Source organism: Pseudomonas sp. CH61, assembly GCF_059429415.1.
Map to the genome: position 1 here is coordinate 5,202,603 of NZ_CM182098.1, position 26,525 is coordinate 5,229,127.

Consider the following 26,525-nt stretch of genomic DNA (forward strand, 5'->3'; position numbering starts at 1 on the left):
TTTCGCGAGCAGGCTCGCTCCCACAGGAGAATGTATTCCAAATGTGGGAGCGAGCCTGCTCGCGAAGGCGTCATCCGCGGCAACACTATTTCCAGCTAATAAAAATTATTTTCATCCAGCCCTATCACTTTCTGCTTTTCATCCGGCACACAGGCAATTGAGAAATATTTCCATTCAGGAGCCGCCGTATGTCCCGTTCGCTAGACACCTTGTTGCGCCCCAGTCTGCTGGCCGTCGCCATCGCGCTCAGCGCACCGCTGATCAGCAGTCCGTTGCTCGCCGCTGAACAAGCGTCCAGCGTGCGCGCCTACAACCTGCCGGCGGCGCCACTGTCGACCACCCTGAACCAGATCGCCAGCCAGGGCGGCATCGCGCTGTCGCTGAATCCGTCGCTGGCGGCGGGCAAGACTTCGGCACCGGTCAACGGCCAGTACGACGCGGCTGGTGCGTTGCGCGCGGCGCTGCGTGGCACCGGTCTGCAACTGGAACAAAGCAGCAGCGGCACCTACAGTCTGGTCGCCGTGCCTGAAGGGACGTTGGCCCTGCCGGAAACTTCCGTCATCGGCGTAGAAAACCTGGAAAGCGCCTGGGGCCCGGTCGAAGGCTACACCGCCACCCGCACCGCCGCCGGCACCAAGACCGACACCGCACTGGTCGAGGCACCGCGTTCGATCTCCGTCGCTACCCGCCAGCAAATGGACGACCGCAGCGTGCACAGTCTCGACGACGCTGTGCGCTACATGCCAGGCATCACCGCCAGCAGCTACGGCAGCGACACCCGCGCCGACTGGCTGCGTGTGCGTGGTTTCGAACCGACCCAGTTCCTCGACGGCCTGCCCCTGCCGAAAGGCGTTTACGCCAACCCGAAACAGGAAACCTGGAACCTCGACCGCCTCGCCCTGCTGCGCGGCCCAGCCTCTTCGGTTTACGGCCAGACCCCGCCGGGCGGCCTGCTGGACATGGTCAGCCGTCGCCCAAGCGCCGAAGCCAGCAGCGAAATCCAGTTGCAGTACGGTAGCGACAACCATCGCCAGATCAACTTCGCCAGCACCGGCAAGATCGATGACGCCGGCCAGTTTCTCTATGGCCTCAGCGGTGTGGTGCGCGACAGCGACACGCAGATTGATCATATTGAGAACAAGCGTTACAACATTGCGCCAAGCTTGACCTGGAACATCGACGAGGACACTAAACTCACCTTTTTGAGTCAGTTCACCCGCGACGATACCGGCATCACCAGCCAGTTCCTGCCGATTCAGGGCACCAAAATCAAATCGCCGTTCGGTGATATTTCCCACCACAAAAATCTTGGCGACCCAGACTGGGAATACTACGATCGCACCTACTACGCATTGGGGTATGCATTTGAAACCCGCCTGAACGATGTGTGGCAGTTCAAGCAAAACCTGCGATACACCAAATCCGATCTTTCCTTCCAGGCTTTGACAGTTGGCGCCTACGCGTTCAACCCGGTTGATGCCGAAGGCAACGTTGGCCGTACTAGCACCTCTGTCGACGAAGACATCAGCCAGTTCGCCGTAGACAACAACTTCCAGGCCGATTTCGCCACTGGTGACGTTCGCCACACCTTGTTATTGGGTCTGGATCACCAGCGAAATAACGCTAACTTTCTCTCCATCTATGGCGACGGTTTAAAAACCAACGTCAACAATCCGATCTATGGCCAACCCATCATCCGCCCGGATCGCTCGGCGGCTTATCTGGACTACAACCAAAAGACCAACCAGACCGGCCTATACGTGCAGGATCAAATGGCCCTCGACCAGTGGCGCCTGACGCTAGGCGGCCGTGAAGACTGGGTTCATACCAGCACCCTCTTCAACAAAACTGATGCAACAAACACCGATCGCGACAAGCACTTCAGCGGCAACGCGGCCATCAGCTATGTGTTCGATTCGGGCTTCGTACCTTACCTTTCGTACGCTGAATCCTTCCAGACCACCGCCGGCGCGGACGCCAGCGCCACGGGTTCGCTCAAACCGACCGAAGGCAAGCAGTGGGAAATGGGCGTCAAATACCAGCCGCCAGGCAGCAAAACCCTGTTGACTGCTGCGGTGTATGACCTGACACAGAAAAATGTCGCGGTCACCACTACCGTCGGTAATACGCCAATCACCAGCCAGACTGGTGAGGTGAAAGTAAAAGGCTTGGAGCTGGAAGCTACATCCGACCTCACAGACAATCTGAAAGTAATCGCTGCCTACACGTTGGCCAAGTCCGAAGTGCAAAAAGGTGACTTCAAAGGTAATCGTCTTCAATTGATGCCTAACCAGCAAGCGTCGTTGTGGACTGATTACACATGGCATGCCGGTATGCTCGATGGTTTCGGCGTCGGCGGCGGTGTTCGTTACACTGGCAACACCTACGGCGATCAAGCCAATACCTGGCTGGGCAAAGCGGATGCCTACACCGTGTTCGATGCCTCCGTGCATTACGACCTCGGCCGTTTGGACAACAGCCTCAAAGGCGCGTCGCTGGCACTCAACGCGACCAACCTGTTCGACAAGGATTACATTTCCACCTGCGACAGCTACAACTGCTACTACGGCGACCAGCGCAGTGTCGTCGCCAGCGCCACTTACAAGTGGTAAGCGATTGAGCTGAAACAGGCCCTGTGACCAGGCCGTCCCTCGTGGACGGCTTTGGTGTTTTTGAAGGTCATGAAATGAAAAGTAAAACAATTCGTCGCTGGTCGTTCATCCACACCTGGACCAGCCTGATTTGCACCGTGTTTTTGTTGCTGCTGGCACTGACCGGTTTGCCACTGATTTTCCATCACGAGATTGAGCACCTGCTCGGCGACGCACCCGAAGTGCGCGAGATGCCGGCGGACACGCCACGGCTGAATCTGGCGCAACTGGTCGAGGCTGCCGAAAAGCATCGCCCCGACGAAGTCGTGCAGTACTTCGGTTTCGATGACGATGAGCCGAATGCCGTGCTGACGATCATGGCGAAAACCGCCGGCACCGAGCCGAATTCGTCGCACACCTTCATGCTCGATGCGCGTACCGGTGAAGCGCTGGAAACGCCGTCGGCCAACGGCGGCTTGATGCTGTTCATCCTGCGCCTGCACGTCGACATGTTTGCCGGATTGCCGGGCAAGTTGTTGCTGGCGTTCATGGGGCTGCTGTTTGTCGTGGCCATCGTATCCGGGACGGTGCTGTATTTGCCGTTCATGCGCCGCTTGAAGTTCGGCACGGTGCGTCAGGACAAATCCACAAGGTTGCGCTGGCTCGACCTGCATAACCTGATCGGCGTTGTCACCCTGACCTGGGCGCTGGTGGTCGGCGTGACTGGCGTGATCAGCGCTTGCGCAGACCTGTTGATCGCTGCTTGGCGCAACGATGCACTGACTGCGCTGATCGAACCCTACCGCGATGCGCCACCGCTGACCCACCTGGCGCCGGCCACGGGTTTGCTCGATATCGCCGCCGAAGTGGCACCGGACATGAAAGCGGATTTCATTGCCTTCCCCGGCACACGGTTTTCCAGCGAACACCACTACTCGGTGTTCATGAAGGGCGGTACGCACCTGACCTCGCATCTGCTGACGCCGGTGCTGATCGATGCCACCACGCTGCAGGTCACCGCCGTGGCCGAACGGCCGTGGTACATGGACGCCATGGGCATGTCGCAACCGCTGCACTTCGGTGACTACGGCGGCATGCCAATGAAAATCCTCTGGGCCACGCTTGATGTGCTGACGATCATTGTGCTCGGCAGTGGCGTGTATTTGTGGGTGGTGCGGCGCAGAGCGGCCAAGCCTGTGCTGGAAACGGCGGAGGCGTCTGCATGAAGCCACGTCAGTCGAATTTCTGGAAGGTATTCAGCACGCCGATCGTGATTGCGTTGCTCAGTGCAGCGGGGTTGTTTGCGGCGTTGCTTGGGGATGGGATTTGGGATGCGTTGAGCTGGGTCGGGTTGGGCGTGCCGGCATTTCTGGCCATAAGAGGATTGCTGCAGCGAAGCTAAAGAAACCTGTGGGAGCGAGCCTGCTCGCGAAAGCGCTCTGACATTCAACACCAATGTTGACTGTACCGACGCCTTCGCGAGCAGGCTCGCTCCCACATTGGTTTTGCACTGGGCTTGAGGACGTGGCGTTACGCGCTATGCTGCTCCCTCATCGTTCTGATCGAGACCCTGCCAATGTCCGCCCCCAGCATGACCCTGTACCACAACACGCTCTCCCCGTTCGTGCGCAAAGTGATGGTGTTGCTGCACGAAACCGGCCAGCAGGATCGCGTCGCCTTGCAAGACTGCGTACTCAGCCCGGTCAGTCCGAGCACCGAGCTCAATCTCGACAACCCGCTGGGCAAGATTCCCGCCCTGCGTCTGGCCGACGGCAATGTCATCCATGACAGCCGTGTGATCCTCGAATACCTCGACCAGCAGCACGTCGGCAACCCGCGGATCCCGCGCGAAGGTTCGGCGCGCTGGCGGCGTCTGACCCTGGCCTCGATGGCCGACGGGATCATGGATGCGTCGGTGATGGTGCGTTATGAAATGGTCCTGCGTGCTCCGGAAAAGCATTGGGACGAATGGCTCGAGGCTCAGCGCGACAAGATCCGCCGTGCCCTCGCTGTACTGGAAAAGGATGCGATTGCCGAGCTGACCAGCCATTTCGATGTGGCAGCGATCAGCGTGGCATGTGCACTGGGTTACCTCGACCTGCGTTTCCCGGATCTGGGCTGGCGTGAGGCCAATCCGCAACTGGCCAACTGGTTCTTTGAAGTGAGTCAGCGACCGTCCATGATCGCCACGATGCCCAAGCCTTAAATCGGCGGCGCCTGTTCCGGCCTCTTCGCGAGCAGGCTCGCTCCCACATTGGTTTTGGGAGTGGCAGAGAACTCTGTTTCAGCACAAATCCTGTGGGAGCGAGCCTGCTCGCGAATGCACCACCTCGGTTCCACAGGCAAAAACCCGATAATCCGCGTCACCAACTCATCCTTCCAGCACTGATCCTCACGCAATCCCAGCGACCGGCTCATTGCATCGCCCCCACATCAAACTCCAACGGCTTGGCCGGCTTCTGCCCGATCCCGTACCAATCCAGTTTGCGCGTCAGCACCATAAACACGCCGAGCAAGCCAAACAGCAACAGCGAGCCCATCAACAACGCGTAATCCTCGGCGCTCAGCAAGCCATAGAGCAGGCCGTACAGGGCCGCCAATCCCGCCGAAAAACTCAAACCATGGCGCACACTGCGCAACACGTGGCAGACATAAAACCCGATCAACAGCACACAAGCACTGGCCGACAACAAATACGCCGGGGCAAAACCAATGTGCTCCGATAACGACAGCAGCAACAGATAAAAGAACGCCAGCGCCACACCGACCAGCGCGTATTGCACCGGGTGCACAGCAAGACTCTTGAGCACTTCGAACAGGAAGAAACCGGCGAACGTCAGCACGATGAACAGCAGCGCGTATTTGATCGCCCGGTCGCTCTTCAGGTACTGATCCACCGGGTCGATGAAACTCACACCGAAGCTGCGACCATTGAACGCCTCGCAATCATTGCCGCTCACGCAACGGCTCATGGCGTCTTGCAGGTTGGTGGAGAAAAACGTGGTCTGCCAATCGGCGCTGAAACCCTGATCGTTGATCTCACGCTTGGCCGGCAGGAAATTGCCGACAAAACTCGGGTGTGGCCAGTTGGCCGTGAGGCTGACACTGCTGGTCTTGCCCACCGGCAGCACTTGCAACGAGCCGGTGCCCTGCAGGCGCAAATCGAAGCCAAAGCCAAGTTCCGTGGCTTTGCTGGTGTCGAGCAGCGGCAACGTCACTCGCACGCCTTCACCAAGCCAGCCGACTTGAGTGCCTGGCACGAAGTCCAGACGCTGACCATCAAGTTCCAGTTTCAGCGCATTTTCGATACCGCGAATGTCGCTGATACCGACAGCGAGAAACGGCGCATCGAACTGGTAATCGGTGAAGTCTTCCTTGATGCCCAACTGCGCCGGCAATGAGAAATGGCCGTTGATGCGGTTATCGGCGTGGAACAGCCGCGCCTCATAAATGCCCCGCGCACGCAGTTCGGTTTGCACTTGGCCGTCGAGTTCGAAACGCTCCGGCAGGAAGTACAAACGACCGCGCTCTTCGCTCGGCTCGTCGTAACGCTGGTTGGTCTTGTCGTTGGTTTTCCAGTTGTGAATCACTTTGCGATACGGCACCACCATCACCGGGCCGCTCAGTTGCTGGCTGGAGCTGGAACTGCGGGCGATGTCTTCGAGCACGCCATCACGCAACTGTTGGCGCTCGTCGATGACGCCGTCGATCATCAGCAGCGGGATCAGCAACAGCAGGATCAGCACGGCGATGGCGCCGAGCTTTATCGTCAGATTCTTGTTCATGGGACTCTCCCTGTTTGGATGGGGAAAGTCTGGTGGTGCTGTATGAGGGGAATGTGGGGGGAATATGGAGATTGTGTGGAGACTTCACTGGCCCCTTCGCGAGCAGGCTCGCTCCCACATTGGATCTGTGCCGTTCACAAATCCCCTGTGGGAGCGAGCCTGCTCGCGAAGGCCGCGCCTCGGTATCAAGGCAAGCGCAATGTCACTTCCACTCCGCGTTCGACATTGCGAATCTGCATAGATCCACCATGCAACTTGACCACTTCTTCAACGAAGTTAAGCCCCAACCCCGTGCTTTTTCGCCCACTGTCCGGGCGCGGCAACGAGTAGAAGCGCTCGGTCAGACGCGGCAAAGCGTAGTCAGGAATCGGCGCCGTTTCATTGAACAATCGAAATTCGATCTGCTCGCCAACCCGCTCGGCACTGAACCGCAGCAGCCCCTCAACCGGGGTGAAATCCAGTGCGTTTTCCAGCAGATTGCCCAACGCCTGACGCAACAGAAACGGCTCGCCAATCAGCAGCAGATCCGCCGCAATCGTCTGCTCGATGCGCAATTGCTTGCCCTCGATCCGCGCCGCTTGACCTTGCAATAACTCATCGACCAAGACCGTTAACGGCACCGCGACCCGTTCCTCCAGGCCCTGACGTTGCTCCACCTGCGCCAGATTCAACAACCGTTCGATCAACTGCTGCATCCGCGCACTTTCGCTGTCGATGTTGCCGATAAAGCGCAGACGTTGAACCGGCGGCATTTCACCTTGCAGCAACTCCGCGGCGCCACGAATCGCCGCCAGCGGACTTTTCAGTTCATGGGTCAACGTATGCACGTAGCGCTCAACGTACGCCTTGCCCTCCAGCTGTGTGCGCATCTGCTCAACCGCTGTGGCCAGTTGCTCCAGCTCACCGCCGCGATAGTGCGGCACTTCCACCCGCCGCCCTTCGCTCACCGCTTGTGCATAACCGGTCAAACGGTGCAGTGCGCGGCTCAGCCACCACGACAGCAAGGCACCAAAGAGCAGACCGAGGCCGATCAAACCCGCGCCGTAAAACAGCAGACGCCGTTCGGTACGATCCACATAAGGCTGCAATGAGCTGTTGGGTTTGGCCACGGTGACCACGCCGATAATCTGCCCGTTGTCGCGGATCGGCGCGCCGACGTGCATGACTGAAGATGCTGGGTCATCCGGATCGCTGCGACTGGAGCGCGCACCGTACTCGCCACGCAAGGTCAGGTAGACGTCGTTCCAGCGCGAGTAGTCCTGCCCCACGGCCACGCCACTGGAATCGAGCACCACGATGCCCTTGGCGTCGGTGACGTAAATGCGGTGGTTGACCTGATTTTTCGGCAAGCCCCAGATCGTCGCTTGCGGCTGACGATCACCATACGCGCGCAGCAACTCCGGCCAGCGGTTCTCGCTAAGGGTGCCAGCCTTGAAATCGTCACGGAGGATTTCCGCCATCAGGTTGGCGGTGTCGACCAGGGTTTCTTCGGTGGACTGACGCACGCCGGGGCGGATTTCTTCCATCACCGTGTTGAGCACGAAATAACCGGTGAGGCCGACAAACAGCACATACACCAGAAAGATCCGCAGCCCCAGCGACATCAGCTGTGCCCCGGGCTGTAGCTGTAACCGAGGCCGCGATGGGTCTGGATCGGCTCGGCGTCGGCGCGCACCAGACGCAATTTGGCGCGCACGCTTTTGATGTGGCTGTCGATGCTGCGTTCATAACCGGCGTCGGCCGCCACGCCCAACGCATCAAGCAGTTGTTCGCGACTGAACACCCGCTCGGGTTGTTCGAGCAGGCATTGCAGCAAGCGGAATTCGTGGCGGGTCAGGCTCAGGGTCTGGCCGCGATAAAGGATTTGAATCCGCTCCGGATCGATACGAAACAGCGCTGAACTGGCTTCAATCACAGGACGCGGCGCCATGCGTTTGAGGATGGCCTTGACCCGCGCCGCCACCTCTCGAGGGCTGAACGGCTTGACCACGTAGTCGTCGGCACCAATTTCCAGGCCCACCACGCGATCAATCTCGGCATCCCGGGCGCTGAGGAACAGCACCGGCACTTCGCTGAAACGCCGCAACTGCTTGCAGGTCTCGAAGCCGCTGATGTCCGGCAGGCCGATGTCGAGGATGATCAGATCGGCCGGCGTTTGCCGCTGATGCTCCAGCGCCGCCGCGCCGAGGCTCAGCCACGTGGTGCTGAAGCCCTCGCCTTGCAGGGCGAAAATCAGCGTGTCGGCAATCGCCGCTTCGTCTTCGACAATCAGGATATGAGGCATGGCGTCCGAGCCCGTGGGTTAAGTGCGCGAACGGTGCCCCAAGCCTGGCGTTACGTCAATGAGACCACTTGGTTCAGCAGTCCGGTTTGTCGGCAGTAAAGCGCCGAGCCGGGTTCACTGCTGCGCCAAATTCGCGCAAGGCCTTGGCACCGATCAGCAGCGGATAATTGAAGTTGCTGCGGTCGGTCAGGTTGACCTCGACGGTACGCTTGACGTTACCCAGGCACAGCTCCAGATCGACCACCGGGCGTTTGGCGACTTCGGTGCTTTCGCCCTCGTCCTCTTCATCCGAACGGCTCTTGATCTTGCTGATGCGCGCGACCTTGTGTTCGTAGACCTTGTTACTGGCGTCCTTGGTGCCGAGGCGGAACCGTACCCATTCATCGCCATCACGGGTGAAGGTTTCGATGTCCTTGGCCGACAGCGAGGCGGTTAGCGCGCCAGTGTCCATCTTGGCCTTGAGCACTTCACCGCCGATTTCCGGCAGTGCGATGTATTCATAGCGCCCGTACAGGGTCGGCTCGGCGGCCATGACCGGCAGGGCGACGAGGGCAAACAGTGCAAGGAGGGATTTCACGTAAGGGGCTTCCTTGGAAATTGAGGGCGGCAGACTGGGATTTTAGACACCCATTGAGGCATTCGTTCGCCTTGAAATCGCTTTCGCGAGCAGGCTCGCTCCCACAGGGTTTTGTGCTGAGCAGACATTTTTAATACACCTGAATCCAGTGTGGGAGCGAGCCTGCTCGCGAAGAGGCCAGCACATTCAACACAACGCTTGAGCAAAGCATACCGGCCCAAAAGTGAAACATTCGTCACCACCGATTTGGCCTGTCGCGCGAAGCTGCTTATCATGGCGCGCCCATCCGTTTGCAAAGAGTTGCTTATGCGCCGCCTGCTCACCGGCTGTTTCGTCACCCTGCTACTGTTGCTCAACACCCTGATCCTGATCGGGCCGTTGCTGGTGTTTGCCCTGCTCAAACTGGTCGCACCAGGCCGCTGGCGCGATTACGCGTCGGGGGCGGTGATGTGGATCGCCGAGACCTGGGCGGAAATCGACAAGCTGATTTTCCGCCTGTGCATTCCCACCCAGTGGGACATTCGCGGTGGCGAAGATTTGCGCGGTGACACTTCGTATCTGGTGGTCAGCAACCACCAGTCGTGGGTCGATATTCCGGCGCTGATCCAGACGCTGAACCGGCGCACGCCGTTCTTCAAATTCTTCCTCAAGAAAGAACTGATCTGGGTGCCGTTTCTGGGGCTGGCGTGGTGGGCGCTGGATTACCCGTTCATGAAGCGCTACACCAAGGCCTTTCTGGCCAAGCATCCGGAACTGGCCGGCAAGGATCTGGAAATCACCAAGCAGGCCTGCGAGCTGTTCAAGCGTCAGCCGGTGACCGTGGTCAATTATCTGGAAGGCACGCGCTACACCGCCGCGAAAAGCGCGCAGCAGCAATCACCGTTCAACCACCTGCTCAAGCCCAAGGCCGGCGGCGTGGCGTTTGTCCTGGCGGCGATGGGTGAACAACTGGATGCGATTCTCGATGTGACGGTAGTTTATCCACAGGCGAAAATCCCCGGGTTCTGGGATTTGATCAGCGGCAACGTGCCGCGCGTGATCATCGACATCAAGACCCGCGAACTCGACCCGGCGCTGTGGCAAGGTGATTACGAGAATGATCCGGCGTTTCGCGAGAAGGTCCAGAGCTGGGTCAACCAGCTCTGGAACGAGAAAGATCAGCGCATCGCCGAACTGCGCAGCGAGCGCGGCTGAATCAGCTACCGGTGCCGGCGCCCCAGATGCTGCCCAGGCTTTGCAGCAGCGGGCCGCCGACGCCTTGATCACCCAGATACTTGAGCAGCACCGGAGCAAACTGGCCAACCATGCCGCTGTCCATGCCCAGCGCACCGAAGGCGTTGTTCAGGTCATTGGTGTCCTTGACGTTGCCCAGTGCGTTCTCCAGACCGGCGGATTTGCCGGACTGACCGAGCAACCCGCTCAACGCCGCCAGGTTGCCGCTACCGCCCGACAGTTTGTCGATGCCCGGCACTTCTTTGGCCAACTGTGAATAATCGGTGCTGCTCAACTGGTTCTTGGCCAGGCCCAGCATGGCGCTGGTGCCGCCGACGGCTTGCTGCGGCGTCACACCCAGACCGGTGACGGCTTGCAGCAGACCGGCGGTTTCCGAGGTCGGAGCCGCAGCGGTGGCCGCGTTGCCGCCCTGCATGCTGGCAGCAGCCTTGGTCACGTCGTCGAGGCTGAAACCAGCAAATACCGGGCTGGCCGCAAGGGTCATCAGTGAAGCCAAGGCAATACCGCGTGAAATCTTCATTCAGACATCCTCTTGCGCTGTGAAAACCACCCGTTGAACGGGCAGTGAAACTGCCGGTTTGACCGGGTATCCGCCGGCATGTTCCGGCGCGGCGCATCCATTTTCGTTCGGCCTGCGTATATAAAACGTGAAATCCCGGACACCTTCGCGATGAATGGCACAACCGCTGTCGCTGAACTAGCCTGTGAACAGTCCGAGCCCAGCCCTCGTCGCTCGACCTTTGCCTGGAGAGTCGTCATTGCCATCGCCGACACCGATCAGCTGCGACAGCTGTTGGCCCAGTGTTCACTGGGTGATCGTCGCGCCTTCGAAACGCTCTATCGCAGCGTCGGCCCGCGTCTGCATGGCGTGGCCCTACGTTTTATGGGCCGCACTGATCTGGCCGAGGAAGTGCTGCAGGAAAGTTTCGTGCGCATCTGGAACAACGCCTCGCGCTACGAAGCGCACCTGTCGGCGCCGCTGACCTGGATGATCAACATCACCCGCAATCAGGCTATCGATCAGTTGCGCAAACATCGTGACCGGCCATTGACCGATCTGGAACAGGACGCGCTGCCGGACGAAAGCCCCTCGGCTCACGACCAACTGAACAGCGCCCGTGAGGCCCATGCGTTGAACCGTTGCCTCGAAACCCTCGACAGCATGCAGCGCCAGTCGATCACTGTGGCGTACTTTCAGGGATTGTCGTGCACGGAACTCGCCGAACACCTGGCCACGCCACTGGGAACGGTGAAATCGTGGATCCGCCGTGGCCTGGAACGTCTGCGTCGGTGCCTTGAATCATGAACTACCAGACCCCTGCCCTGCGCCGCGCGCTGGCTGCCGATTACGCGATTGGCCTGATGCCTGCGCCTGCGCGGCGGCGGTTTGAACAGTTGCTGCTGGATGACGCGGCATTAAGGGCTGAACTTGCGCAATGGCAGGAAAGCCTGAGCTCTTTAACTGAATCGCTGCCGGAACATCCAGTGCCTGACCGCGTCTGGCAAGGCATCACCGCGCGAATCGAACCGCAAGTGCTGCATGTGCCTGAGAAACGGCCGTTCTGGAACTGGCTGCGCGTCACCGCTGCGCTGTGCTCGATCGTGGTGCTGGTCTTCCTCGGCTCGCTGTACAACCGCGACGACGCCCGCTACCACGCCACCCTGCTGACCGCCGATGCGCAACCGGCGCTGAAGGTCGAGGCGCATGCGGATTATCTGCAGGTCGAGCCGTTGACACTGGCGGCGGTTGATGCGGATCGTAGTCTGGAACTGTGGGCGATTCCGGCTGACGGCAAACCGATCTCGCTTGGGGTCATTCCGGCGGGGGGCAAAGGCAAGGTTGAGTTGAACGAGGCGCAGAAAGCGTTGATCGGTAAACCGATTGCGCTGGCGGTCAGTCTTGAGCCTAAAGGTGGTTCGCCGACCGGGCAGCCGACTGGACCGGTTCTGTATCAGGGTGCTTTGGCAGCCCTCTAATTGCCAGGATCAAAAGATCGCAGCCTTCGGCAGCTCCTACATGGATTGGTGTAGGAGTTGCCGAAGGCTGCGATCTTTTAGGCCATTTAGTTGCGCACCAGGCGAATCGATATTTCAAAACGAACTATAAACCTGTCAGATCTGACAGTAGGCGACAATCATCATCCACGCGAACATTGCGGCCCCCACTTATGTAACGGAGTACAAATGATGAAGCTGAAAGTTATCACGGGTGTCCTGATGAGTCTGGCCATGATGAGCACCGCCTATGCCGCTACTTGCCCGACAATCTCGGTGACCCACCCTACAAATGCCGAGGATCTCACCTTCACGTCCGCACGCATCAAGGACAAAAACACGGCCAATTCGGTGGTCATCTGCCGGTATGAAGGCAAAAACGACGTTGACGTCTCGGCTGGTTACCGGAACGGCACCCCGGTCAAAGCCACCGGAAGCGGCTGGGAAGGTGATGACTGTAAAACGTCTGACGGTGACGCCAGCAAATGCGCGTTCGCAGAATAGAAAAAGTAAGGAACAAAAAGGGCAACCCGCCGGGTTGCCCTTTTTAAAGCTAGAAACTCACGCCGCACTAAACAACTTATGCGGATCAATCACAAACTTCTTCGGCACGCCCGCATCGAACTCGCCATAGCCTTCCGGCGCCTGATCCAGACTGATCACCTGCACCCCCACCACTTCAGCAATGTTGATGCGATCCCACATGATCGCCTGCATCAGTTGGCGGTTGTACTTCATCACCGGGGTCTGGCCGGTGTGGAAGCTGTGGGACTTGGCCCAGCCCAGACCGAAGCGAATGCTCAGGCTGCCCATTTTCGCGGCGGCATCCACGGCGCCCGGATCTTCAGTGACGTAGAGGCCCGGGATACCGATCTTGCCGGCCACACGCACTACGCCCATCAGCGAGTTGAGTACGGTGGCCGGCGCTTCGGCTTTGACGCCGTCGTGGCCGTGGCCGCGTGCTTCGAAGCCGACGCAGTCCACCGCGCAATCCACTTCCGGCTCGCCCAGCAGTGCGGCGATCTGTTCGTGCAGCGGCGTGTCCTTGGACAGGTCGACGATTTCAAAACCCTGGGACTTGGCGTGGGCCAGGCGGATGGTGTTGACGTCACCGATGATCACCACTGCTGCACCGAGCAACCGCGCAGAGGCAGCGGCGGCCAGACCGACCGGGCCGGCGCCAGCGATATAAACGGTGCTGCCCGGGCCAACGCCCGCGGTGACGGCGCCGTGGTAGCCGGTTGGGAGGATGTCGGAGAGGCAGGTCAGGTCGCGGATTTTCTCCATGGCCTTGTCGCGATCCGGCAGTTTCAGCAGGTTGAAGTCGGCGTACGGCACCAGCACATATTCCGCCTGGCCGCCGGTCCAGTCGCCCATGTCGACGTAACCGTAAGCGCCGCCGGCACGAGCCGGGTTGACGGTCAGGCAGACGCCGGTGTGTTGCTCTTTGCAGGAACGGCAGCGCCCGCACGCGACGTTGAACGGTACGGAGACCAGGTCGCCGATTTTCAGGTTTTCGACGTCGGAGCCTTTTTCGATCACCTCGCCGGTGATCTCGTGGCCCAGCACCAGACCGGTCTGCGCCGTGGTACGGCCGCGCACCATGTGCTGGTCGGAGCCGCAGATGTTGGTGGAAACCACTTTGAGAATGACCCCGTGCTCGATCTTGCGACCGCGCGGGTCCTGCATTTTCGGATAGTCGATTTTCTGTACTTCGACCTTGCCAGCGCCGAGATACACCACACCACGATTGCCAGACATGCTTTCACCTCGCTGTTGTTTTTATGGAACCGCGTTGCCCAGGCAGGCAGCGCGTTGAGTGCTCGGGTTATTGCTTGTTGGTTTTGCGTTGTTTGTTATGGCCCTATCGCGAGCAGGCTCACTCCTACATTGGAATGCGTACCCCTTGTAGGAGTGAGCCTGCTCGCGATAGCTATCTAAAGAACGACCGTGCGATTGGCGTTGAGAAACACCCTCCGCTCAATGTGATACCCAACCGCCCGCGCCAACGTCAGGCCCTCAATATCGCGCCCCTTGGCGATCAAATCCTCGGGGTAATGACTGTGATCCACCGCCTCGACGCCCTGGGCAATGATCGGCCCTTCATCGAGGTCGTTATTGATGTAATGCGCCGTCGCGCCAACCAGTTTCACGCCTTTGTTGTAAGCCTGGTGGTACGGTTTGGCGCCCTTGAAGCCCGGCAGCAACGAGTGATGAATGTTGATCGCCTTGCCATCGAGCTTGCGGCACAGCTCCGGCGACAGCACCTGCATGTAGCGGGCGAGGATCACCAGTTCGGCGCCGGACTCTTCGATCACCTGCCACACCTGACGCTCCTGCGACGGTTTGTCGTTGGGGTCGAGGGGGAAATGGTAGTAGGGAATCTGGTGCCAGTCGGCCAGCGGTTTCAAATCCGGATGGTTGGAGACCACCGCCGCCACGTCCATCGACAACTGGCCGATGCGCTGGCGGTAGAGCAAGTCGTTGAGGCAGTGATCGGCCTTGGAGACCATGATCACCACTTTTGGCCGGTAGTTCGGCGCGGTCAGCTCGAAGATCATGCCGAAGGCCTGGCCACGTTCGGCTAAACCGGCACGGAAGGATTGTTCGTCGAAGCCGTCGGGCTGACGGAATTCCACGCGAATGAAGAAGCGCCCGGAGAGGCGGTCATCGAACGAATGGTGCTCGGTGACGTAGCAGCTCTGCTCGAACAGAAAACGCGTGACCGCGTCCACCGTGCCGAGGACGCTGGGGCAGTCGGCGGTCAGAATCCATGTGTCTGGGGCGCGGCTCATGGTGCGGTGACTCCTGTTCTTTGTGCGGGGTGTCAGGTTTTTCCCTCACCCTAGCCCTCTCCCAGAGGGAGAGGGGACTGACCGAGGTGTTCTTTCGTGTTACGTCGACCTGAAATACCGAGCCGAATTCAAGCTCTGGAAAATCTATCGCCAGCCAGACTCGGCTGTTGAAATCGCCCGAGATCAGCTCCCTTTCCCCCTCTCCCCCTTGGGGGAGAGGGCTGAGGTGAGGGGGTAGCTCTTGATCTTTCAGGCCTGAACGCTCAACCCGTACTCAGCCGAAGCATCCTGCAACCACAACCACCAGTAATCCGAGAAGCTTCGACGAATCAGCAGTTCCCAGGTGTCTTCAGCGGTGTGGCGAATCATCAGCTGCGACTTGGCGAACACCGTGCCGACCGCTTTACCCACCGGGAAATTATTCGGGTGCACGTCGTAGCTGGTCGACTTCATCAGCACCTGACGCACGTTCGGCCCGCTCAGTTCGAGCACTTGCTGGCCGCCGCTGACGTTGACGATCGCGATGTGCAGATCACCCAGCGCTTCACGCAGTTTCTGTTCGGCGGCGAACTCTTCACCGCTTGGCACGATCAGCAGCCACTCGTCCGGGCCCATCCATTGCAGGCTGGTTTCACCTTTGACGATGACGCTCAGAGCGCCAGGCAATTCGATACCCAGGGCTTTGTGCACACCGGCGGCAAACGCTGCATCGTGGCCGTCGCCACGGATGGTCAGGTGGCCTAGGAGTTTTTTCTCACGCACGATCACGCCGGCGTTCTTGCGGCCCTTGCCGACCAGGCTGGCGAGGTCGGCATGGTGCAGCGACGACTCGGCCTTGGCCCCGGTGGTCGGGCGTTGTTGGTAAACATTGGCTGTGGTCATAAAGCACCTTTGCTGAATTCTGACTTGAGCCCTGTGTAGGCAGATCTACCGCTATCGCGAGCAGGCTCACTCCTACAAGGGGTACGCGATCACCTGTAGGAGTGAGCCTGCTCGCGATGAAGTCAACGCGGTGCAACTGCACTCCCCAGGCGCCGAACCATCAAATATTCTGGCGATCCCCCTTCGGATCGAAGAACACCGAAGAAACAATCTCCGCCTCGATCACGCTGCCATCGGCCAGCGGTGCAAACACCCGCTCACCGAGGCGCTTCAGACCGCCCTTGACCACACCCATGGCAAACGAATAACCGAGGGAGTTGTGCGCGTAGCTGGAGGTCACGTGGCCGACCATGGTCATCGGAATCGCCTGCTTGGTGTTGAACACCAACTGCGCGCCTTCCGGCAGCCACACGTTCGGATCGATCGGCTTCAACCCGACCAGTTGCTTACGCTGATCTTTCACGCAGTCTTCACGGTTCATGCCACGCTGGCCGATCCACGAGAACGGTTTGGTGCGACCGACGCACCAGCCCATATTCAGATCGTCCGGAGTCATCGAGCCGTCAGTGTCTTGGCCAACGATGATGAAACCCTTCTCGGCACGCAGGACGTGCATGGTTTCAGTGCCGTACGGGGTCAGGTTGTACTGCTTGCCGGCCTCGACGATTTTCTCCAGCACGCCCATCGCATAGTCGGCCTGCACGTTGACTTCGTACGACAGCTCACCGGTGAACGAGATGCGGAACACCCGCGCCGGCACGCCGCCGACCTGACCTTCTTTCCAGGTCATGAACGGGAAGGCTTCGTTGCTCAGATCAATGTCGGTCACGGCGCTGAGCAGCTTGCGGCTGTTCGGTCCGGACAGGGTCATGGTCGCCCAGTGGTCGGTCACGGAAGTGAAGTAAACCTTCATGTCCGGCCATTCGGTCTGGTGGTACAGCTCCAGCCATTGCAGCACGCGAGCCGCGCCGCCGGTGGTGGTGGTCATGACGAAATGGTTGTCGGCCAGACAAGCCGTGACACCGTCGTCGAAGACCATGCCGTCTTCTTTGCACATCAGACCGTAGCGCGCCTTGCCCACGTCGAGTTTGGTCCAGGCGTTGGTGTACACGCGGTTAAGAAACTCGCGGGCATCCGGGCCTTGAATGTCGATCTTGCCGAGGGTCGAGGCATCAAGCAGGCCGACGCTGTCGCGCACGGCTTTGCATTCGCGCTTAACGGCGGCATGCAGGTCTTCGCCGTTTTTCGGGAAGTACCATGGACGCTTCCACTGACCGACGTCTTCAAACTCGGCGCCATTCTTCACATGCCAGGCATGCAGCGCGGTATGACGAACCGGCTCGAAGATGTGCCCACAGTGACGACCGGCCACGGCGCCGAAGGTTACCGGCGTGTAGTTCGGGCGGAACATCGTGGTGCCCATCTGCGGGATGGTCACGTTCAGCGAGCGAGCGGCGATGGCCAGACCGTTGACGTTGCCGAGCTTGCCCTGATCGGTGCCGAAGCCCAGCGCGGTGTAGCGTTTGACGTGCTCGACCGACTCGAAACCTTCGCGGGTTGCCAGTTCAATTGCTGCAGCGGTCACGTCGTTTTGCAGGTCGACGAATTGCTTCGGCGCCCGTGCGGTGTTCTTTTCATGCGGCACCTGGAACAGCGCCAGCGTCGGTTCTTCGTGACGGCTCAGGGCTTTTGGCAGCACGCCTTCGACGGTCTGGAAACCGGCTTCTGCGGCAGCGCGCACGCCTCCTTCAAAACCGTCAGCGAGCGAATCGCCGAGACCGTAGACGCCGTTGATGCCACCGACGCACACGCGCTTCTGCGGTGCTTCGCCCGGCACGAAACCGAGGATGTCTTCACGCCAGGTCGGCTTGCCACCGAGGTGCGAAGCCAAGTGAACGACCGGGCTGTAACCACCGGAACTGGCAATCACGTCGCAGTCGAGCCATTCGCCCGGGCTGGTCACGGCGTGCGCTTTGACATCGATCGCGGCAATACGAGCAGCGGTGACGCGCTTGCTGCCACGGGCTTCGATCACGGCGCTGCCGGTGAGAATGCGGATGCCTTTGGCGCGGGCTTCTTCCACCAGCGCACCACGCGGATTGCTGCGCGCATCGGCGATGGCCACCACTTGCAGACTGGCGTCGAGCCAATCCAGTGCCACGCGATAGGCGTGATCGTTGTTGGTCGACAGCACCAGTTTCTTGCCCGGTGCCACGCCGTAGCGACGCACGTAAGTCGACACCGCACCGGCGAGCATGTTGCCCGGCACGTCGTTGTTGCCGTAAACCAGCGGACGCTCGCAAGCACCGGTCGCCAGCACGACACGCTTGGCGCGAACACGGTGAATACGCTGACGCACCTGACCGATTGGCGCACGGTCACCGAGGTGATCGGTGAGGCGTTCGTGAATGGTCAGGAAGTTGTGGTCGTGGTAACCGTTGACCGTGGCGCGCGGCAACAGCAGCACGTCCGGGGTGTTCTTCAGTTCAGTGATGACGCTGGCGACCCAGTCCATCGCCGGTTTGCCGTCGAGGCTTTCGCGCGAGTCGAGCAGGCTGCCGCCGAACTCTTCCTGCTCATCGGCAAGAATCACTCGGGCACCGCTGCGCGCAGCCGCCAGAGCAGCGGCGAGACCAGCCGGGCCAGCGCCGACGATCAGCACGTCGCAGTGCTGGTTCATATAGTCGTAGGTGTCCGGATCGTTCTCGGTCGGCGAACGGCCCAGACCGGCAGCCTTGCGAATGTACTTCTCGTAAGTCATCCAGAACGATTGCGGGTACATGAAGGTTTTGTAGTAGAAACCCGGCGGCATCAGCTTGCCGCCGACCTTGCCAAGAATGCCCATCATGTCGTTGTTGACGCTCGGCCAGCCGTTGGTGCTGGTCGCGACCAGCCCTTGATACAACGCCTGTTGCGTGGCGCGCACGTTGGGGATCTGCGTAGCTTCGGTGGCACCGATCTGCAGCACCGCGTTCGGCTCTTCGGCACCGGCGGCGAAGATCCCGCGAGGACGCGAATACTTGAAGCTGCGGCCGATGATGTCGACGCCGTTGGCGATCAGCGCGGCGGCCAGCGAGTCACCCTCGAAGCCTTTGTAGCTCTGACCGTTGAAGGTGAAGCTCAGCACTTTGTTGCGGTCGATCCGTCCACCGTTGGACAGGCGATTGGTCTGGCTCATACCTTCTCTCCCAGCGCCGTCGTGGCTGTTTTCGCCGTATCAGCCTTGTCGGTGAATTGCGGCTTGGTGCCGATCTTGTAGGTTTCGAGAATCTCGTAGGTCACGGTGTCGCGGGTGACGTTGAAGTACTGGCGGCAACCGGCAACGTGATCCCACAGTTCGTGGTGCAGACCGCGCGGGTTGTCGCGGAAGAACATGTAGTCGCCCCACTCCTCGTCGGTGCAGGCGCCGGGATCCAGTGGACGCGGAATGTGCGCCTGGCCGGATGCGTGGAATTCCTCTTCGGAGCGCAGTTCGCCGCAGTGAGGACAGAAGATATGCAACATGGGGATTTCTCCTGTTAGTGGGCGACGGCAGCAGCGCCGTGTTCGTCGATGAGTGCGCCGTTGTGGAAACGGTCGATGGAAAACGGTGCGGCCAATGGGTGCATTTCACCCTTGGCCAGACTCGCGGCAAACACGTTGCCCGAGCCAGGTGTGGCTTTGAAACCGCCGGTGCCCCAACCGCAGTTGAAGAACATGTTCGGTACCGGGGTTTTCGAAATGATCGGGCAAGCGTCCGGGGTGGTGTCGACGATGCCGCCCCACTGACGGTTCATGCGTACGCGGGACAACACCGGGAACATCTCGACGATGGCCTGAATGGTGTGTTCGATCACCGGGTACGAACCGCGCTGGCCGTAGCCGTTGTAGCCGTCGATACCGGCACCGATCACCAGGTCGCCCTTGTCGGACTGGCTGATGTAACCGTGCACGGCGTTGGACATGATCACGCTGTCGATAATCGGTTTGATCGGCTCGGACACCAGCGCTTGCAGCGGGTGGGATTCGATCGGCAGGCGGAAACCGGCGAGTTTGGCCATGTGCCCGGAGTTACCGGCGGTGACCACACCGACGCGCTTGGCGCCGATGAAACCTTTGTTGGTTTCAACGCCGATGCATACGCCGTTTTCCTTGCGGAAGCCGATCACTTCGGTCTGCTGGATCAAGTCGACACCGAGGGCGTCAGCGGCACGGGCAAAGCCCCAGGCCACGGCATCGTGACGGGCGACGCCGCCGCGACGCTGCACGGTGGCGCCCAACACTGGGTAGCGGGTGTTTTTCGAGCAGTCGAGGTACGGAATCTCGTCAGCGACTTGCTTGGCGTTGAGCAGTTCGCCATCGACGCCGTTGAGGCGGTTGGCGCTGACCCGACGCTCGGAATCACGGATGTCCTGCAGGGTGTGGCACAGGTTGTAGACGCCACGCTGGGAGAACATCACGTTGTAGTTGAGGTCCTGCGACAGGCCTTCCCACAATTTCATCGCGTGTTCGTAGAGGTGCGCCGACTCGTCCCACAAATAGTTGGAGCGCACGATGGTGGTGTTGCGCGCGGTGTTACCGCCGCCCAGCCAGCCCTTCTCGACCACGGCCACATTGGTGATGCCGTGCTCTTTGGCCAGATAGTAAGCCGTCGCCAGACCGTGCCCGCCGCCGCCGACGATGACCACGTCGTAGACATTTTTCGGCGTTGGCGTGCGCCACATGCGCTGCCAGTTTTCGTGGTGGCTGAGGGAGTGTTTGAAGAGGCCGAAGCCCGAATAGCGTTGCATAGTCAGTTACTCCAGAACACTCAGCGATAAACCGGGAAGTCTGCGCACAGGGCCGACACTTGCTGGGCAACATTAGCCTCGACATCGGCATCACCGAGGTTGTCGAGGATGTCGCAGATCCAGCCGGCCAACACTTCGCACTGGGTCACCTTGAAGCCACGGGTGGTGACCGCCGGGGTGCCGATGCGCAGGCCGGAGGTGACAAACGGCGATTGCGGGTCGTTCGGCACGGCGTTCTTGTTGACGGTGATGTGCGCGCGACCGAGGGCGGCGTCAGCGTCTTTGCCGGTCAGGCCCTGACGGATCAGGCTGACCAGGAACAAGTGGTTGTCGGTGCCGCCGGACACTACATCGTAGCCACGTTTGATAAACACGCTGGCCATCGCCTGAGCGTTGTCGATCACTTGTTGCTGATACGCCTTGAAGCCTGGCTCCAGCGCTTCCTTGAAGCACACGGCTTTACCGGCGATGACGTGCATCAGCGGGCCACCCTGAGCGCCGGGGAACACGGCAGCGTTGAGCTTCTTCTCGATCTCTTCGTTGGACTTGGCCAGGATCAACCCGCCACGTGGACCGCGCAGGGTTTTGTGCGTGGTGGTGGTGACCACGTCGGCGTACGGCAGCGGGTTCGGGTACAGACCGGCAGCGACCAGACCGGCGACGTGAGCCATGTCGACAAACAGCAGCGCGCCGACTTTGTCAGCGATCTGACGGAAGCGCGGGAAATCCAGCGTCTTCGAGTAAGCGGAGAAACCGGCGACGATCATTTTCGGCTTGGATTCAACGGCGAGACGCTCGACTTCGTCGTAATCGATCAGCCCGGTGTCAGTGTTGATGCCGTACTGCACCGCGTTGTAGAGCTTGCCCGAGGACGACACTTTGGCGCCGTGGGTCAGGTGACCGCCGTGGGCCAGGCTCATGCCGAGGATGGTGTCGCCCGGCTGGATCAGCGCCAGGTACACGGCGCTGTTGGCGGAGGAACCGGAGTGCGGCTGGACGTTGGCGTAATCGGCGCCGAACAGTTGCTTGGCACGTTCGATGGCCAGTGCTTCGACTTTATCGACGTGCTCGCAGCCACCGTAGTAGCGCTTGCCCGGATAGCCTTCGGCGTATTTGTTGGTCAGGCCGCTGCCTTGCGCTTGCATCACGCGTTTGCTGGTGTAGTTCTCCGACGCGATCAGCTCGATGTGATCTTCCTGACGTTGCTCCTCGGCATTCATCGCCGCCAGCAGTGCATCGTCGTAACCCTGGATCTGGTCTTGCTTGCTGAACATCGCGTCTCTCCCAGCGGCATCTGTGCGCCATTCGTCTCGGTAAGGCACTGGCAATGAAGGCAGTGCCCTTTGATGCCGATGGTATGACCGGCGCAGACAGCTCAAATGCCTGCGCGCGCCACGCAAAGGTGCGTTTACGACATGACTGGAAATGCTCTCTTCGAAACGCCGCAGATCCCCTGTGGGAGCGAGCCTGCTCGCGAAAGCGGTCGGTCAGCCAGCTTCTATGTTGGATGTGCCGGCCTCTTCGCGAGCAGGCTCGCTCCCACAGGGGTCAGGTGTATGCCATGCGGACGGCGAGCAGCAGGAGGAAATGCGCGGGATACAGGGCATAGGCCCAGCGCCGCATCGGCGGTGGCTGGAGATGTCGCGCATGTCGCAACAGGAACATTCCGAGCATGGGCGCAAACAGACAGATGGCAATGCCAAGAATGGCAACGCTGCTACCGAACCTTGCCGAGTCGTAAAGCACTTGCCATTGATTCGCTGCCAGACATACCAATCCCGACATCAAGCTGAAGTACCAAGGACGGCGAAACACCAGCAGCATCGCCAACGGCAGCAGACCGCCGAAGAAACCGAACATCAGCCGCTCAGGGAATACAGCGGCCAGCACCAGCGCGGCGACACCCAGCAATCGCGACATGATCGATGGATCCTGCCACCCCCGCGCCACCAACAACCCCAGCGCCAGCGTTGGCATCACATTCAACGTATCCGGCTCTGGAATGTACAACCGATACGGAATTTCACTCACCGCACTGAACAGCAACAACCACCCCAGATACCGCCACTCCATCTTCCGCGAACCATCGCGCGCCAGATTCGCCGCCATCGCCAGACAAAACCACGGAAACGCCAACCGCCCCGGCACATACAGCCAATCGGCGGAGAACCCGGCATATCGCAGGTGATCGAACAACATGCTCAACAACGCCAGCCACTTGAGCAGATCCAGTGCGCCGTCGCGTTTTCTCAGGTGCATAATCGGCCTGCGTCCATGTAATGTTCTGCCAGCGACATCCCGTGTGCTCCCCGGAAGATCTTCGGTAAAGTGCGCACCATCATTGACCACGAGCCTTCACAAGAGTCTCGACCACGGAAGCCGGCCATGACCGACAAGAGCCAACAATTCGCCAGCGACAACTACTCCGGTATCTGCCCTGAAGCCTGGGCTGCGATGGAGCAGGCCAACCACGGCCACCAACGCGCGTATGGCGACGATGAATGGACCGCTCGCGCGTCCGATCATTTCCGCAAACTGTTCGAAACCGACTGCGAAGTGTTCTTCGCCTTCAACGGCACCGCCGCCAACTCGCTGGCCCTGTCGTCGCTGTGTCAGAGTTACCACAGCGTGATCTGCTCGGAAACCGCCCACGTCGAAACCGACGAATGCGGCGCCCCGGAATTCTTCTCCAACGGCTCGAAACTGCTGATCGCCGGCACTGAAAACGGCAAGATCACCCCGCAGTCGATCCGCGAAGTCGCACTCAAGCGCCAGGACATCCACTACCCGAAACCGCGCGTGGTTACGCTGACTCAAGCTACTGAAGTCGGCAGCGTCTACACCCCGGAAGAAGTCCGCGCCATCAGCGCCACCTGCAAAGAGCTGGGCCTGCACCTGCACATGGACGGCGCGCGTTTTTCCAACGCCTGCGCATTCCTCGGCTGCTCGCCAGCGGATCTGACCTGGAAGGCCGGCGTTGACGTGCTGTGCTTCGGCGGCACGAAAAATGGCATGGCCGTGGGTGAAGCGATCCTGTTCTTCAACCACAAGCTGGCCGAAGACTTCGACTATCGCTGCAAACAGGCCGGGCAACTGGCGTCGAAAATGCGCTTCCTCTCGGCACCGTGGGTCGGCATCCTCGAAACCGACGCCTGGCTGAAATATGCGCGCCACGCCAACCACTGCGCGCAATTGCTGGCAGAACTGGTCAGCGACATTCCCGGCGTCGAACTGATGTTCCCGGTACAGGCCAATGGCGTTTTCCTGCAACTGTCGGAACCGGCGATTGCCGCGCTGACCGCAAAAAACTGGCGCTTCTACACCTTCATCGGCAAGGGCGGCGCGCGCTTCATGTGCTCGTGGGACACCGAAGAAGAACGCGTCCGCGAACTGGCTCGCGACATCCGCGAAGTCATGTCCGCCTGACCTCCCGCCACCGCACTGATCGTTCCCACGCTCCGCGTGGGAACGCCTCCCGGGACGCTCCGCGCTCCAGCCTCACCACTACCGCCATGCTGAGCACCGCTATGACGCAGAGCGTCAGTGGCTGCATTCCCACGCAGAGCGTGGGAACGATCTTCGATCGGGAATGATTTTTCCCACCGTGAGACCAGACTTCTCCTCTGGCGCGTTCTCTTCGCCCGCCTCACCCTGATGGTTCCCACGCTCCGCGTGGTAACGCATCCCGGGACGCTCCGCGTTCCATTCCCGTCGCACCGCAAGATTCAAGGAAGAATCCCATGGGCCGCAGCCGCTACACCATTACCGAAACGGACAAACCGCATTTTCTGACCTGCACGATCATGGAATGGTTACCGCTGTTCATCCGCCCATACATAGTCGACCACCTGCTCAACTGCTGGCGATATCAACAGACTCATCACGATCTGAAACTGTACGGCTACGTGATTCTGGAAAACCATCTTCACTTCGTCGCCCAGGCACCCGACCTGAGCAAATGCCTCAGTCAGTTCAAATCTTTCACCGCTCGACAGATCATTAATGACCTGCAAAGCAAAGGCGCTGACAAAGCACTGCAACGCCTGCGCTTTAGCAAACGTGCACACAAGCAGGATCGCGTTTACCAGTTATGGCAGGAAGGTTCTCACTCAGAGATGGTTTATAGCGAATCGGTGATGCGACAGAAACTTGAATACATTCACAACAACCCGGTAAAACGCGGGTATGTGGATTTGCCAGAGCATTGGCGTTATTCGAGTGCCAAGAACTACGCGGGAACGCCGGGGCTGATCGAGGTTCAGTGCTGGTATTGAATGGGATGCAGAGCGTAGGAGCGATCAGATCCCCTCCCTCCGCACTGATCGTTCCCACGCTCCGCGTGGGAATGCCTCCCGGGACGCTCCGCGTTCCAGCCTCACCACTACCGCCATGCTGAGCACCGCTATGACGCAGAGCGTCAGTGGCTGCATTCCCACGCGGAGCGTGGGAACGATCAATGGCAGGGATGGCGATGACTCTTGGTCTACATTGTCTGTCGAGCCCTTCGCTCACATAACAATAAGCAGGAGCATCGGCATGTCGTTACAAGGCAAAACCCTGTTCATCACCGGCGCCAGCCGTGGCATTGGCCGTGAGATTGCGCTGCGTGCCGCGAGGGACGGGGCCAATATCGTGATTGCGGCGAAGAGCGCCGAACCTCACGCCAAACTGCCCGGCACCATCCACAGCGTCGCCGCCGAAGTGGAAGCGGCGGGTGGCAAGGCCTTGGCGTTGCAACTGGATGTGCGTGATGAAGAGGCTGTGCGCAAAGCGCTTGCGCAGGCCAATGAGCACTTCGGCGGCATCGATGCACTGGTGAACAACGCCGGGGCGATCAAGCTCACGGGTGTGCAACACATCGAACTCAAGCGTTTTGACCTGATGCACCAGATCAACACCCGCGCGGTGTTGCTGTGCAGCCAGGCTGCCCTGCCCTATCTGAAGAAATCCGCCGGGCACATTCTCAATCTGTCGCCGCCGCTGAATCTGGCGAACAAGTGGTTTGCGCAGTTCAGTCCGTACACCGTGACCAAGTACGGCATGAGCATGCTGACGCTGGGGATGAGCGAGGAATTTGCCAGTTACGGGATCAGCGTCAATTCACTGTGGCCGCAGACAATGATTGCCACGGCGGCGATTGAGTTTCAGTTGGGCAGCCGGGAGTCGTTCAAGCAGGCGCGGACCCCGGCGATCATGGCGGATGCGGCGCATGTGATTTTGGGTAGCCGCGAGCGGCAGATCACTGGGCGGTTGTTGATTGATGAGGAGATTTTGCGGGAGAGCGGTGTAAGCGAGTTTGAGCATTACCGGTTTGAACCGGAGAGTAATGCGGCGTTGATGACGGATTTGTTTGTTGACTGAAAAAGCCCCTCACCCTAGCCCTCTCCCGGAGGGAGAGGGGACTGATTGGGGGATATTTGAGAATTACGCCGACGTGAAACTGCTTTACCGAATCCATAGTCGACTCGATATCTCAAGTCGGTGTACCTCGAGAGAACAACTCAGTCAGTCCCCTCTCCAACAGGGAGAAGGGACTGATTGGGGGATGCTCGAGAAATACGCCGACGTGAAACTGCTTTGCCGAATCCATAATCGATAAGGTCATTCAGGTCGA

At 59.9% G+C, this 26,525-nt stretch carries 24 protein-coding genes; 11 read left to right on the forward strand and 13 right to left on the reverse strand.

The annotated features are described in order from the left end of the window. The first annotated feature begins 188 nt into the window (after positions 1-188). The 4 genes from AC5SEM_RS23420 (at position 189) to AC5SEM_RS23435 (ending at position 4,797) form a co-directional block, all read left to right on the forward strand. A complete protein-coding gene (locus AC5SEM_RS23420) occupies positions 189-2,612 on the forward strand; it encodes a TonB-dependent siderophore receptor (RefSeq protein ID WP_495471376.1) in 2,424 nt (807 codons plus the stop codon). A gap of 74 nt (positions 2,613-2,686) precedes the next feature. After that, positions 2,687-3,817, forward strand: a complete 1,131-nt coding sequence (locus AC5SEM_RS23425) for a PepSY-associated TM helix domain-containing protein (RefSeq protein ID WP_116028668.1) — start codon at positions 2,687-2,689, stop codon at positions 3,815-3,817. Continuing rightward, on the forward strand, positions 3,814-3,993 hold the full coding sequence (locus tag AC5SEM_RS23430; protein WP_077574808.1) for a hypothetical protein: 180 nt from the start codon (positions 3,814-3,816) through the stop codon (positions 3,991-3,993). Before AC5SEM_RS23425 ends, AC5SEM_RS23430 begins: the two co-directional genes overlap by 4 nt. Before the next feature lie 174 nt (positions 3,994-4,167). Continuing rightward, positions 4,168-4,797, forward strand: coding sequence for a glutathione S-transferase (locus AC5SEM_RS23435; RefSeq protein WP_495471377.1), 630 nt, complete (start codon positions 4,168-4,170; stop codon positions 4,795-4,797). Between the two features lie 208 nt (positions 4,798-5,005). Here the strand turns inward: AC5SEM_RS23435 and creD are convergent, their stop codons facing one another. The 4 genes from creD to rloA2 form a co-directional block, all read right to left on the reverse strand. Then, positions 5,006-6,376, reverse strand: a complete 1,371-nt coding sequence (gene creD / locus AC5SEM_RS23440; RefSeq protein ID WP_495471378.1) for a cell envelope integrity protein CreD — start codon at positions 6,374-6,376, stop codon at positions 5,006-5,008. Positions 6,377-6,561: 185 nt separating this feature from the next. After that, positions 6,562-7,980, reverse strand: a complete 1,419-nt coding sequence (creC, locus tag AC5SEM_RS23445; protein ID WP_495471379.1) for a two-component system sensor histidine kinase CreC — start codon at positions 7,978-7,980, stop codon at positions 6,562-6,564. Further along, positions 7,980-8,660 carry a two-component system response regulator CreB gene (gene creB / locus AC5SEM_RS23450; RefSeq protein WP_077574813.1) on the reverse strand — a complete coding sequence of 227 codons (681 nt, stop codon included), beginning with the start codon at positions 8,658-8,660 and terminating at the stop codon, positions 7,980-7,982. Before creB ends, creC begins: the two co-directional genes overlap by 1 nt. Before the next feature lie 73 nt (positions 8,661-8,733). Continuing rightward, the gene (rloA2, locus tag AC5SEM_RS23455; RefSeq protein WP_007909997.1) at positions 8,734-9,237 is read right to left on the reverse strand and encodes a retropepsin-like aspartic peptidase RloA2; all 504 of its coding nucleotides are present in this window, start codon (positions 9,235-9,237) and stop codon (positions 8,734-8,736) included. A 306-nt stretch (positions 9,238-9,543) separates the two neighbouring features. Here rloA2 and yihG point away from each other — a divergent pair, with 306 nt between their 5' ends. After that, on the forward strand, positions 9,544-10,431 hold the full coding sequence (gene yihG / locus AC5SEM_RS23460; RefSeq protein WP_331692766.1) for a 1-acylglycerol-3-phosphate O-acyltransferase, YihG family: 888 nt from the start codon (positions 9,544-9,546) through the stop codon (positions 10,429-10,431). A gap of 1 nt (position 10,432) precedes the next feature. Here yihG and AC5SEM_RS23465 read toward each other — a convergent pair whose 3' ends face one another. After that, entirely contained in the window at positions 10,433-10,990 is a 558-nt protein-coding gene (locus tag AC5SEM_RS23465) for a DUF2780 domain-containing protein (protein WP_077574816.1), read from the reverse strand. Positions 10,991-11,140: 150 nt separating this feature from the next. Here AC5SEM_RS23465 and AC5SEM_RS23470 point away from each other — a divergent pair, with 150 nt between their 5' ends. The 3 genes from AC5SEM_RS23470 (at position 11,141) to AC5SEM_RS23480 (ending at position 12,969) form a co-directional block, all read left to right on the forward strand. Next, the gene (locus AC5SEM_RS23470) at positions 11,141-11,776 is read left to right on the forward strand and encodes an RNA polymerase sigma factor (RefSeq protein ID WP_495471380.1); all 636 of its coding nucleotides are present in this window, start codon (positions 11,141-11,143) and stop codon (positions 11,774-11,776) included. Next, complete coding sequence (locus AC5SEM_RS23475; RefSeq protein WP_495471381.1) at positions 11,773-12,447, forward strand: anti-sigma factor; 675 nt, start codon at positions 11,773-11,775, stop codon at positions 12,445-12,447. Before AC5SEM_RS23470 ends, AC5SEM_RS23475 begins: the two co-directional genes overlap by 4 nt. A gap of 210 nt (positions 12,448-12,657) precedes the next feature. Continuing rightward, a complete protein-coding gene (locus AC5SEM_RS23480; protein WP_259698374.1) occupies positions 12,658-12,969 on the forward strand; it encodes a hypothetical protein in 312 nt (103 codons plus the stop codon). Between the two features lie 57 nt (positions 12,970-13,026). Here the strand turns inward: AC5SEM_RS23480 and fdhA are convergent, their stop codons facing one another. The 8 genes from fdhA to AC5SEM_RS23520 all read right to left on the reverse strand — a co-directional run bounded on the left by fdhA (position 13,027) and on the right by AC5SEM_RS23520 (position 23,170). Beyond that, complete coding sequence (gene fdhA, locus AC5SEM_RS23485) at positions 13,027-14,226, reverse strand: formaldehyde dehydrogenase, glutathione-independent (protein ID WP_038363199.1); 1,200 nt, start codon at positions 14,224-14,226, stop codon at positions 13,027-13,029. A gap of 176 nt (positions 14,227-14,402) precedes the next feature. After that, on the reverse strand, positions 14,403-15,260 hold the full coding sequence (gene purU, locus AC5SEM_RS23490) for a formyltetrahydrofolate deformylase (RefSeq protein WP_212550107.1): 858 nt from the start codon (positions 15,258-15,260) through the stop codon (positions 14,403-14,405). A 249-nt stretch (positions 15,261-15,509) separates the two neighbouring features. Beyond that, positions 15,510-16,142 carry a sarcosine oxidase subunit gamma gene (locus AC5SEM_RS23495; RefSeq protein WP_008086919.1) on the reverse strand — a complete coding sequence of 211 codons (633 nt, stop codon included), beginning with the start codon at positions 16,140-16,142 and terminating at the stop codon, positions 15,510-15,512. A gap of 160 nt (positions 16,143-16,302) precedes the next feature. Further along, positions 16,303-19,320: a sarcosine oxidase subunit alpha gene (locus AC5SEM_RS23500; protein ID WP_495471382.1), complete on the reverse strand. Its 3,018-nt coding sequence runs from the start codon at positions 19,318-19,320 to the stop codon at positions 16,303-16,305. Then, the gene (locus AC5SEM_RS23505; RefSeq protein WP_016986286.1) at positions 19,317-19,646 is read right to left on the reverse strand and encodes a sarcosine oxidase subunit delta; all 330 of its coding nucleotides are present in this window, start codon (positions 19,644-19,646) and stop codon (positions 19,317-19,319) included. Before AC5SEM_RS23505 ends, AC5SEM_RS23500 begins: the two co-directional genes overlap by 4 nt. A 14-nt stretch (positions 19,647-19,660) precedes the next feature. Continuing rightward, the gene (locus AC5SEM_RS23510; RefSeq protein WP_495471383.1) at positions 19,661-20,911 is read right to left on the reverse strand and encodes a sarcosine oxidase subunit beta; all 1,251 of its coding nucleotides are present in this window, start codon (positions 20,909-20,911) and stop codon (positions 19,661-19,663) included. A 20-nt stretch (positions 20,912-20,931) separates the two neighbouring features. Then, on the reverse strand, positions 20,932-22,185 hold the full coding sequence (locus tag AC5SEM_RS23515) for a serine hydroxymethyltransferase (protein WP_007913117.1): 1,254 nt from the start codon (positions 22,183-22,185) through the stop codon (positions 20,932-20,934). A 274-nt stretch (positions 22,186-22,459) separates the two neighbouring features. Continuing rightward, positions 22,460-23,170 carry a TraX family protein gene (locus tag AC5SEM_RS23520; RefSeq protein ID WP_495471384.1) on the reverse strand — a complete coding sequence of 237 codons (711 nt, stop codon included), beginning with the start codon at positions 23,168-23,170 and terminating at the stop codon, positions 22,460-22,462. A gap of 126 nt (positions 23,171-23,296) precedes the next feature. Between AC5SEM_RS23520 and AC5SEM_RS23525 the strand changes: the two genes are divergently transcribed. The 3 genes from AC5SEM_RS23525 to AC5SEM_RS23535 all read left to right on the forward strand — a co-directional run bounded on the left by AC5SEM_RS23525 (position 23,297) and on the right by AC5SEM_RS23535 (position 26,272). Further along, entirely contained in the window at positions 23,297-24,337 is a 1,041-nt protein-coding gene (locus tag AC5SEM_RS23525) for a threonine aldolase family protein (protein WP_064119210.1), read from the forward strand. Between the two features lie 314 nt (positions 24,338-24,651). Further along, on the forward strand, positions 24,652-25,185 hold the full coding sequence (locus AC5SEM_RS23530; RefSeq protein WP_495471385.1) for an REP-associated tyrosine transposase: 534 nt from the start codon (positions 24,652-24,654) through the stop codon (positions 25,183-25,185). A 262-nt stretch (positions 25,186-25,447) separates the two neighbouring features. After that, positions 25,448-26,272, forward strand: a complete 825-nt coding sequence (locus AC5SEM_RS23535; RefSeq protein ID WP_495471386.1) for an SDR family oxidoreductase — start codon at positions 25,448-25,450, stop codon at positions 26,270-26,272. The last annotated feature ends 253 nt before the right edge of the window (positions 26,273-26,525 follow it).